The sequence below is a fragment of the Arthrobacter sp. ISL-30 genome (assembly GCF_018613855.1).
Classification (GTDB): domain Bacteria; phylum Actinomycetota; class Actinomycetes; order Actinomycetales; family Micrococcaceae; genus Arthrobacter.
The window spans coordinates 54,158-63,902 of the sequence record NZ_JAGGPK010000019.1 but is presented as its reverse complement, the minus strand read 5'-3'; the positions used below and the strand labels follow the sequence as shown (position 1 = coordinate 63,902).

The following is a 9,745-nucleotide window of genomic DNA, read 5'->3' as shown; positions in this document are numbered from 1 at the left end:
GAACTCGTGAACGCCGGCGGCCGTGATGGCCACTCGGAATTCGTTGTTCTTGATCTCTTTCGGGACGCCGATGATCATTCTGGGCTCCTTTATTGGCCGCTTTTTGAGCGGACGGATGCGTCGGTTGCTGTGATTCCAGAATAAATCCCGCTGTGAGGCCCGCTACATTTCGGGCTTGGTCGTCTCCAGAAGAAGCCCGGAAATACGGGGATTTCCAAGACTGTTGCTCGACAAATGTCGAGGCTGTTTGCGGCAGGTGTCGTCTCTTGTTGGTTCAGCAGCGGGCGGAGATTCGCAGTACTGTGGCTGCATGCAGCAGGACGTTGAACAACTGGTGGAACGCGTTGCCCTGAAGCTGGGCCGCGGGCTTTCGCTTGAAGACCTGGACGGCGTCCTCCTTGCCTATAGTTCCAACCAGTCCCATGCAGACCGGGTGCGCGTGAACTTCCTCCTCAGCAAGCGGGTGCCCGTGGATGTCAGCGCGTGGCAGCTTTCGCATGGCATCGCCACGGCGGTGCGTCCCGTCGTCGTTCCCGCAAATGATGAACTCGGCATGCTTGGCCGGGTCTGCGTTCCGCTGCTGGTGCGTGGCTTCCGCGTGGGCTACCTCTGGGTCCAGCAGGACATCGAAGAGCAAAGTGCGACGGCGATCCTCGCCGAGTTGCCGAGCGTCCGGGACGAGCTGGACCTCCTCGCCGGCCTCCTGCTGGATTCGAACACCGCCGAATCGGAATTCCGGAGACGCCGGGAGCAGGAGTTCCTGGCCGCCTGCAATGGTGAATCGAATGCCGTTTCAGCGGTTGGCGGCTGGAAGGAAGTGCAGGGAAAGGGGCCGTGGCAGGTGGTGACGGTCCTGGACGCCGAAGGCTGGAGCGGAGTGGGGGATCCGCTCGCCGCGACCCTCATCCACCGGGCCGCCGCCCTGCAGGCGACCATCGGCGTCGACGCCGCACTGTTCAGCGCTGGGACTGAAACCCATGCGGTGCTCCTGTTCCGCGAATCCGTAGGGCGAGCCGACCATGCACAGGTACTTGTCCACTATCAGCTGGAGCTCGCCAAACGCGGAGGGCGGTCCGTGGAGCGGATCATCCTCGGCATCAGCGAACCCTTCAGGGCCCTGCGGCAACTAAGCACCGCCTATCGCCAGTCGAGGCTGGCAGCGCAGGCCGCTGCGGTGGACCCGCCACTCGGGGATCTCGTGGACAGTCGCTCGGCAGGCATCTACCAGCTTTTTGACCGCCTCCAGTCTCCCGGTGGCTGGGATGACTCCGGCTCAACGTACCTGGGCATCCTTGAGGAGAACGACCGCAACGGTGAACTGCTGCCCGTCCTGGAGCTGTTGTATGACAGTGGAGGGGCGGTCCAGGACGTTGCCGCGCAGCTTCACCTGCACCGGAGCAGCGTGTACAACCGGCTCGGCCGGATCAGGCAGCTTCTCGGCGTGGATCCACTCTCCGGCGCCGTGCGCCTAGAGCTGCATGCGGCCTTGAAAGCGCGGCGTTGGGGGGCACGGCCGAGGATCTAGCTCAGGCGTTGGACAGGGAATACGATCTTCTGATCAGCTCCTTCTCTTGGAAAGGCTGGATTGTGGAGGCGTCCGTCCGTTCCCTGGCAGCACTGATCCCGACTGACTTCACTATCGGGGTGGCTACCGCTGCTTTCCAGATTGAAGGCGCTACTACCGAGGACGGGCGGGGTGCTTCGGTTTGGGATGTCTTCTCCGCGACGCCCGGCAACATTGTGGACGGCCATAGCCCCGAGGTGGCCTGCGACCACTATCACCGGATGCCCGAGGACGTGGCGCTGATCCGCGAACTCGGTGCTGCCTCCTATCGTTTTTCCCTCTCGTGGCCCAGGATTCAGCCGGACGGCATGGGAGCGCCCAACCAGGCCGGACTCGACTTCTACGATCGTTTGATCGATGAACTCCTGGCGGCCGGGATTTCCCCCATGGTCACCCTCTTCCATTGGGACACTCCCCAGGCCCTGCAGGACAAGGGCGGGTGGATGAACCGGGACACCGCCTACAGGCTGGCATCGTTCGCTTCCATTGCGGCCGAAGCCTACGGTGACCGGGTGGCCCGTTGGGTGACCATCAATGAGCCTGCAACAGTGAGCACCAACGGTTATGCCCTGGGCCTGCATGCTCCGGGAGAAACACTGCGGCTTGGGGCCCTTCCCTCAGTCCACAATCAGCTGCTGGGCCACGGACTTAGCGTTCAGGCCCTGCGGGGGCTGGGGGCAGTGGGGGAGATCGGATTGAGCAATGTGTATTCGCCGATGGTCCCGGCCAGCGATACCATTCTGGACAAACTCAGTGCAGCCCTACTGGACACGTTTCAAAACCGGCTGTTGGCAGACCCGGTCCTGCTGGGCAAGTATCCGGACCTCATTCAGCTGATGGGCCGGTTCTCCGATTTCAGCCCCTCGGCTGAGGATATGGCGCTCATCTCCCAGCCGTTGGATTTCTATGGGCTCAACTATTACCTGCCCACGCGAATCGAAGCAGGGGTCGGGGAATCTGCAGTTCCTGCCGGCATGGCCGAGGCTCTCGGGGATGACCTCAGCGATTCAATCCCGGGGGCACCTTTCCACCTCACGGACTGGCCAGGTGTGCCCATTACGGCATACGGCTGGCCTATCGTCCCCGAATATCTTCGAGTGGCGCTCACTGAACTTGCTGAGAGGTACCCCGACATGCCGCCCGTCATCATCACTGAGGGAGGGGCAAGTTTTGACGATCAACCGGCAATGAGCCCGAATGGTGACGGGGCTGTCGTGGCGGATATTCGACGGATCGATTATCTCGAGAAGCATCTCCGCGTCGCATTGGCGGCCACAGCCGCGGGGGGCCCCGCTGAGGCGATAGACCTCCGTGGCTATTACGTGTGGTCCCTCATGGATAACTTTGAATGGTCGGCCGGGTACAACCAGCCCTTCGGGCTGGTGCATGTGGATTTCAAGACCCTCAAGCGTACCCCCAAGCAGTCCTACTACTGGCTGAAGGACGTCCTTGCGGCCAGGTCAGAATCGGGGGCACCCCGGGACGATGCCTTGGCCTTGGTTGACCCAACTGACTCGCAGTAGTTGTCGCCAGGAGGGCTCGTGGCGACAACTACTGCGAGTCAATTGGGATTGGCTTGGTCAGGCCGCCGATCCGGGCGTATCCTCCTCTGCCATTGCCGCTTCACGTTGCAGGAATTCGTCGTCGAGGTCCCAGCGCCTGAACTCAGTCTCCGGATCCGGCTGGCCGTTTATTACGCATTCCATGTCGAGCTGCCGCTGAATTTGGCTGTCCAGAATCTGCAGCTCGGCGTCGGGCAACACCTTGAGGTCTTCCGGAAAGTCATCGTCAGGGGTGAGGCGCAATTTGCGAGGCATCGCTGTTTGTTCTTTCTCTCTCAGAAAGGGATGGAGGGACTGAGACCTGCACCGCCTGAGCGCGGAGCGAAACGAGGATGACGGGTTCGATTATAAGTCGAGAAGATTATTCCGGGGTTTCGTGTTCGTGGTCGTCGTCGAGTGGGACGACTATGGATTGCTCAAGGACGTCGGCCTCGTTGGCCTCGTCGGGGATGGCTTCAGGGAGGTCGAGGACCTCGACGTCGGAGTCCTCCGCGGCGGGGCGCAGTTGCTCAAGCGCGTCCGCTTCCGCGGCCTCGGTCAGATCCGGTGCTGCTTGATCCTTCATGCGTCGTTCTCCTTCACGCAGTTCCGCCATGTCGGCCCGCAACCGTTCATTGTCCCTTTCCAAGGTAATGACTGCCGCGGCTCCGGCAAGGTTGAGTCCCTCGTCCAGCAACTTTGAGATGCGGCGCAGTCTGACGAGGTCCTCATCGCTGTATAGCCGCGTTCCACCCTGGGTACGGGACGGGGTGAGGAGGCCTCTGCGCTCGTAAAGCCTGAGTGTCTGGACCCCCATGCCAACCAGCTCAGCCGCTACTGTGATGCCGTAGACGCCTTTTCTCTTTGAATCCCCCGCAGTGCTCATGTTGCTGTCCTTCCGGGCCTCCGTTGCCAAAAAGCGATACCTCTATGGAGGCTTATAGGATCTCTGCTGTATGTTCCTGATAAAATCTATGTCTACCAAGTCAGATTTTCAATAGGGAATAGGTGCAATCTTCCAGGGCCCGCTACTCGTGCGGACTCTCGCCGGTATCCAAAGGCGAGTCAAGGGTCGAAGCCGAGCGCCGACGTCGGGCAATCCGGGCCTCCACCCACAGCGCGACGGCAACGAACGCTACGCAGCCGAACATGAAGGTCCCCACAAAGTTCAGTCCCATGGCGGAACCGAGGGCGGAAGTGACTGCCATGGCTGCAAGCCCGGCTACTATATGCCACCCCTTGAATTTGCCCACCGAATAAGGGTAACCCCGCGTTTTAGGGGCTCCATCCGGTTGCCGTGGATCGTTGCTTGATCCTTATCACTCCGTCATTTTGGAGTGGCTTCGGTGTCATTATTCAAAGGGTCATCGGCGTCGGCAGCGGCATCGAGTGCGCCAGCCGCAATCCTGTTGCGCTTCTGCGTCTCCAGCCATTCCATGATGTCCGCCAGGCGTATCCTTCGATGCGAACCACGGTACTCCACGGGGATCTCCCCGCGATCCGTCATGTTCCGCAAGTAGGTGTGGGAGATTCCCGCGAGTTCGGCGGCCTGGGAGGTGGTGAGCAGCTCCTGAACGCTGCTTACCGTTACGGCTTCGCCACGCGCCATTCGCTGCAGGAGGTCGACGACGGCGTCCCGCGCCTCGCCGGGAAGCCTGTGGACAGTCCCGTCAACGAAGACCGTCACGTCATGACTGTCCTGTAGCGCACGGGAGAGGTCGCGGGCATCGGTGGCGGGCAGGGCAGCCGCCACTCGGGGAGCTATGAGTGCCATGGGATCAGCCTAACCTCACGGGAGGTGTGTCCAGGCGGAGGGGCCTTCGACGCTTTCGCGAGATAAGATAAGGCTACTTAGCATCCAAGGTGTCCCTTTAATCGATTGCTCACGGGCAGCCGTGACAGTTGACGGTAAGTGTGACTAGGGTCTTAGGTACTTGGCCGTCCTACGAAAGGAAGTTCCATGAAAGGGAAGCTCATGTTCGGCGCAGGACTGGCAGCCGGATATGTTATGTGGTCGCGCCAGGGGCAGGCCGCATTCCGTAAGTTCAAGGATCAGGCTGGGGCTGTCTGGCGGAGTCCGGCTGTGCAGCATCAGGTGCACGACGCCGCGGAAACGGTGAAGCACAAGGCGCCGGAGGTTGTGGACAAGGTGGCTGCAGCGGCCAAAAAGGCCACCGCCGCTGCCGGCTCAATCGTCCCCGGATCGCACGACGCCCAGAACAAGGATTCGTCCCGTCCGGATCGCCGGGATGACGTCATTTTTGATCCGTCACGGAAGGACGCCTCCGGGCATGACTGGACGGATGAGGGCGGCGCCACCACAAGCGGCACCACAACAACCGGCGCCACGACCACCGGTACAACAAGCGGCGCGGCTACCGATGCCGACGCTCTGCGGGACCGTAGCCGGGTTGAAGGCGGCCAGTAACGCCCAACCCCAACATCGACTGTTGAGAAACGGCCGTTTTGACCCTTGAAAGGGCGGTTTCTCAGCAGTCGATGCTTGTTTTCGATCTGTGCTGCTCGTTTTCGATCTGAGCTTGGCGCTCAGGCTCTCCAAGCGATGGGTTGTGCCTGAGCCATCCCCCAGCGATGGCGCAGGCACAACGTCTTGGGTGAGTGGCCTCGCGTCCCTGTCACGGGGCAGGCTTGCTACGGCAAGCTGCCTGCACCCTGCATGGGATCCGGCCAGTTGCCGACTTTTTGGGAAGGCGCAGCCGGCCACCAGCCGATTCGGGCTGATGTGCTATTGGACTGGCTCCGGAATTGGATGGCCCTGGTTTGGACACAAAGAAGTTGTGTGCCAATGGACATGGCTGTCTCCTGACTAAACGGTGATTTCTGACGCGAACGGCGTCAGGAGGTCGTTTCTGCCTCATTGAAGGCAGAGTTGACCCGTTCAGTCGGGGCGAGACCCCGGATCAAAAGACGGAGCGGGGGGTGCTTGCAGGGCGCTGTCAGGGATTTGCCCGCTATGGGTTGCTGCGGGGGCAGACCATGCGCTGGTGACGTCCGCTGCACCGGGCGGGGCAATGCCACCGTTCCCGGATGAGCCGGACGGCGATAATCCCTGCTGGTCGGCCAGTTGGAAGGGAATTGGAGCAGGTTGTTTATCCGGCGGGGCATAGGTAGTGGCGCTGGCTGATGTTGCCGGCGGAGTTGCGGCAGGTGAGGCTGTGAATAGCGCCAAAGCGCTCGCGGGAAGGCCCTCCGACCCAGTCAAGGGAAGGGACGGGCCAGGGGCTGCTTCGGACGTGGCTTCCTCAGGCGTTTGCTGTGAGTGCAGCGGAACAGGGGCCGTTTCCAGGGTCCGTGGCAGCTGCGTCCGGTCAGGCCGAGGTGGCAGAACCGGAAGCTCAATGGCTACCTGCGGGAGCGGAACCGGAGGACGCACCGCCGGGACCGTCGGCAATGACGTGTTGGACAGCACAGGCGCTACCAAGGCGTCTACCGCACCGACGAGTCCCTCCGTACTGCTTTCGACGACGCCGACAACTTCCGTAATCGGGGCCGCGGCGCCCACAACCGGGGCGACGACGCCGACAACTTCCGTGACCGGGACGACGGCGCCGACAACCTCCGTAACCGGAGGTGCGGCATTGGCGGAAGAAAGCGGCAGGACCTGGACCACTGAAGGGTCGGAAGCGGCAGGGCCGTCAGACGTGACAGCTCCGGAGCTGAGGTTGAGGCTTGAGCCGGATTCGGCTGTGGCGGCGCTCGCAGTCCCGGCTCCGAAAACCAGCCAGGCCAATGCGGCCAGGGCAGCAAGGAAGAGCGGTCGCAGACCGCGAATAAGAGCAATGCGCAGGCAGCCGCTCAACGATTCACCCCCCAGGCAGTGTCACTACGATACGCCCGCGGCCACCGTCCAGTCGAGAGCATGCCGACGTGGGCTGGGCCGCCCGGGTACACCCGGACGCCCCAGCCCAATAAACACAGCCCAGCCCAATACATACAGCACCGCTCCCGCAGTCCTCGCCGACTCAGGAGGCGGACACTCTATGCAGTAGCCGTCGCAGGCCGTAGGTCCACTCGGGAAGCTCCTCCGCCGGAGCCACCGTGTTCACCAGTGCTCCCAGATTACGGCTGCGAATGGTGACCACATCACCCATTTTGTGCGTGAAACCCTGGCCCGGCTCGTCCCGGTCCTGGGTCGGCGCGAAGAGGGTTCCCGTATAGAGGGCGAAGCCGTCCGGGTACTGGTGGTGAGGTCCGAAGGTTGCCCCCACCAGTTCCTCAAAGGGACGGCTGATCCGCGCCACGGTGTTGCGGCCTTCCATGATGAAGCCGTCTGCGCCCTCGACGCGGAGCATGATCTCTTCCTTCCGCAAGGTATCCAGGGTGAACGATCCGTCGAAGAGCCGAATGAAGGGGCCAAGGGCGCTCGAGGCGTTGTTGTCCTTCGCTTTGCCGAGCAGCAGTGCGCTTCTGCCCTCGACGTCCCGCAGGTTGACGTCGTTGCCCAATGTCGCGCCAACAACCCTGCCCCGTGACGTAGCAATTAGCACGAGTTCCGGCTCCGGGTTGTTCCAGGAGGAGAAGGATGGAATGCCGATTCCGGCGCCCAGGCCCACCGAGGACAGTACAGGAGCCTTGGTGAAGACCTCTGGATCCGGTCCAATGCCGACTTCAAGGTACTGCGACCACAGCCCTTCGGCGATCAGGACACGCTTTGCCTCGGCGGCTTCAGGGGAGCCCGGACGGACATCCTGGATGCTTCCGCCGAGGGCCTCACCTACGAGTCGACGCATTTCCTCCGCTCGTCCGGAGTCACCCGCACAGCGTTCTTCGATGACGCGCTCGATCATGCTGTCAACGAATGTCACACCGCACGCCTTGATGACTTGCAGGTCCACGGGCGCCAGGAAATGCGGCTGGACGGTGTCGTGCGCGAGGGAGGCGTTGACGACGTCGGCTGTTGCCCAGCGCGGTGCAGTCATGGCAGCGCGAACGTCCGCGAGCAGTCCCGGGCGCTCAAGCAAATCGGAAACGGTGCTGGCCAGGTGCTGAAGGTCAAAGACGTCCCTGCCGCGGACCGCGACTACACGAGGCACGGACGCTTCCACGTCCCAGATCCGACCGATCAGCACAGCATCAGCATCCTCAGGAAGAACAGCTGCCGCATCCACAAATGTGCTCACGCCCCGACCTCCTGTTCAACGTCTCGCGAAGCGGATTCCCGTACAGGCCGATTCCACACCCCGTCAACCCTTTGCGGGATCCTCCACGGATTTTCATCGCGCAGCGGCTCCGGCAGCCGGTCGGCGGGAAACGACTGGTAGGACACCGGGCGCAGGAAGCGGCGGATGGCCGCGGTGCCAACCGACGTCGTGTTCGACGTCGTCGCGGGAAAGGGTCCGCCGTGGTGCTGGGCGTAGCTCACGGTAACGCCGGTGGGCCAGCCGTTCCACAGCAGCCGGCCGCTGGTGTCGGCGAGTCGTTCGGTGAGTTCGGCGACGTCGTCCTCCGCTTCCGCGTGGACAGTGGTGGTCAGTTGCCCCTCCAGTAGCTCCGCCAGCCCAGGAAGCTCAGACTGGTCACCATATTCGACGACGACGCTCGCCGGCCCGAACATCTCCTGGTGCAGGATGGAGGGATCCCGCCGGAGGGCCTCGGAAGTCGTGTGCAGGACCGTGGGGGAGGGCTCGGCCGCGAAGTCGCCGTCCAGCAGCACATCGATCGCGTCATTGGCGCGAAGGTGTTCCACGGCCTCCCGGAAGCCGCCATGCAATCTTTCGCTGAGCAGCGGTGCGGGTTCGAAGCCTGCCAAGGCCTGGGCAAGGGTTGCCCGGATGCCGGCCGTGTGCCCGCCGGGCACAAACAGCAGGCCGGGCTTGGTGCAGAACTGGCCCATCCCCAGGGTGAAGGAGCCGGCGTAGCCGGTGATGATCTCGCTTCTGCGCGCTGCCCACGCACTTTCCGTGACAAAGACCGCGTTGATGCCACCAAGTTCGCCATAGAACGGGATGGGCTCAGGCCTGGCGGCCGTGCGGTTGAACAGGGCGCGGCCGCCCGCCGTCGAACCCGTGAAGCCGATGGCCTTGACTAGCGGATGATCCACCAGCGCCTCGGCTGCAGCCCGTCCAGTAACGAGGGAGAACAGGCCTGAGGGTGCACCTGCGGCGTCGAGGGCGGCAACCACCGTTTCGGCCGTACGGAGGGCCAGTTCCAGGTGTCCGTCATGCGCCTTGTGTACCACGGCGCAGCCCGCGGCAAGGGCGGAGGCACTGTCTCCGCCCATGACGCTGAAAGCGAAGGGGAAGTTGGAAGCGCCGAAGACGCCCACCACTCCCAGGGGAACGTTGAACCGGCGCAGGTCCGGGCGCGGGCCCATGCCCCACTCGCCATCCTCATGGTCGATGGTCGCGTCGAAGTGCTCCCCCTGGCGGATCTCCTCGGCGAAGAGCCTGAGCTGGAAGATGGTCCGCTTCAGCTCACCCTCAAGGCGTGCAGTGGCGAGGTGGGTCTCCCGCCCGGCCGTTTCCACGAGCGGAGCGGCGTTGTCCGCCAGTGCGCCGGCGATGGCCTCAAGCCATTCCGCCCGCGTAGCCGGATCGGCAGTCCGCCCCTTTTCGAAGGCAGCGTGTCCCGCCTTCACCGTGGAATCGACATCCTCGATGCTTGTGGTTGTCATGCCGGC

Annotated in this window: 10 protein-coding genes; 3 read left to right on the top strand and 7 right to left on the bottom strand. The window is 63.0% G+C overall.

All coding sequences use genetic code 11. The features are described from left to right. Nucleotides 1-310 precede the first annotated feature (310 nt). Together J7E82_RS08290 and J7E82_RS08285 are read left to right on the top strand one after the other, a co-directional pair. Nucleotides 311-1,525, top strand: a complete 1,215-nt coding sequence (locus J7E82_RS08290) for a CdaR family transcriptional regulator (RefSeq protein WP_214862150.1) — start codon at nt 311-313, stop codon at nt 1,523-1,525. Between the two features lie 62 nt (nt 1,526-1,587). Next, entirely contained in the window at nt 1,588-3,087 is a 1,500-nt protein-coding gene (locus J7E82_RS08285; RefSeq protein WP_214862149.1) for a glycoside hydrolase family 1 protein, read from the top strand. 57 nt (nt 3,088-3,144) lie between these two features. Here the strand turns inward: J7E82_RS08285 and J7E82_RS08280 are convergent, their stop codons facing one another. From J7E82_RS08280 to J7E82_RS08265, 4 genes are all read right to left on the bottom strand, one after another. Next, nucleotides 3,145-3,381 (bottom strand): hypothetical protein, encoded by a 237-nt coding sequence (locus J7E82_RS08280; RefSeq protein WP_214862148.1) that lies wholly within the window; start codon nt 3,379-3,381, stop codon nt 3,145-3,147. A 106-nt stretch (nt 3,382-3,487) separates the two neighbouring features. Further along, on the bottom strand, nt 3,488-3,991 hold the full coding sequence (locus J7E82_RS21190) for a helix-turn-helix transcriptional regulator (RefSeq protein ID WP_214862147.1): 504 nt from the start codon (nt 3,989-3,991) through the stop codon (nt 3,488-3,490). Nucleotides 3,992-4,133: 142 nt separating this feature from the next. Beyond that, complete coding sequence (locus tag J7E82_RS08270) at nt 4,134-4,358, bottom strand: hypothetical protein (protein ID WP_214862146.1); 225 nt, start codon at nt 4,356-4,358, stop codon at nt 4,134-4,136. 74 nt (nt 4,359-4,432) lie between these two features. Further along, a complete protein-coding gene (locus J7E82_RS08265) occupies nt 4,433-4,879 on the bottom strand; it encodes a helix-turn-helix domain-containing protein (protein ID WP_214862145.1) in 447 nt (148 codons plus the stop codon). A gap of 186 nt (nt 4,880-5,065) precedes the next feature. On the opposite strand from J7E82_RS08265, the gene J7E82_RS08260 reads away from it, so the two are divergent. Beyond that, nucleotides 5,066-5,533 carry a hypothetical protein gene (locus J7E82_RS08260; RefSeq protein WP_214862144.1) on the top strand — a complete coding sequence of 156 codons (468 nt, stop codon included), beginning with the start codon at nt 5,066-5,068 and terminating at the stop codon, nt 5,531-5,533. A 471-nt stretch (nt 5,534-6,004) separates the two neighbouring features. Here J7E82_RS08260 and J7E82_RS08255 read toward each other — a convergent pair whose 3' ends face one another. The 3 genes from J7E82_RS08255 to J7E82_RS08245 all read right to left on the bottom strand — a co-directional run bounded on the left by J7E82_RS08255 (nt 6,005) and on the right by J7E82_RS08245 (nt 9,739). Further along, entirely contained in the window at nt 6,005-6,925 is a 921-nt protein-coding gene (locus J7E82_RS08255; RefSeq protein ID WP_214862143.1) for a hypothetical protein, read from the bottom strand. A 163-nt stretch (nt 6,926-7,088) separates the two neighbouring features. Then, a complete protein-coding gene (locus J7E82_RS08250) occupies nt 7,089-8,246 on the bottom strand; it encodes a fumarylacetoacetate hydrolase family protein (protein WP_214862142.1) in 1,158 nt (385 codons plus the stop codon). Next, a complete protein-coding gene (locus tag J7E82_RS08245) occupies nt 8,243-9,739 on the bottom strand; it encodes an aldehyde dehydrogenase (NADP(+)) (protein WP_214862141.1) in 1,497 nt (498 codons plus the stop codon). The genes J7E82_RS08250 and J7E82_RS08245 overlap by 4 nt, the downstream gene beginning before the upstream one ends. Nucleotides 9,740-9,745 lie beyond the last annotated feature (6 nt).

Bases quoted from the DNA above. Each gene is read 5' to 3' on its own strand.
- J7E82_RS08265 (WP_214862145.1), bottom strand. From the start codon at position 4,879: ATGGCACTCATAGCTCCCCGAGTGGCGGCTGCCCTGCCCGCCACCGAT.
- J7E82_RS21190 (WP_214862147.1), bottom strand. From the start codon at position 3,991: ATGAGCACTGCGGGGGATTCAAAGAGAAAAGGCGTCTACGGCATCACA.
- J7E82_RS08280 (WP_214862148.1), bottom strand. From the start codon at position 3,381: ATGCCTCGCAAATTGCGCCTCACCCCTGACGATGACTTTCCGGAAGAC.
- J7E82_RS08290 (WP_214862150.1), top strand. From the start codon at position 311: ATGCAGCAGGACGTTGAACAACTGGTGGAACGCGTTGCCCTGAAGCTG.
- J7E82_RS08245 (WP_214862141.1), bottom strand. From the start codon at position 9,739: ATGACAACCACAAGCATCGAGGATGTCGATTCCACGGTGAAGGCGGGA.
- J7E82_RS08260 (WP_214862144.1), top strand. From the start codon at position 5,066: ATGAAAGGGAAGCTCATGTTCGGCGCAGGACTGGCAGCCGGATATGTT.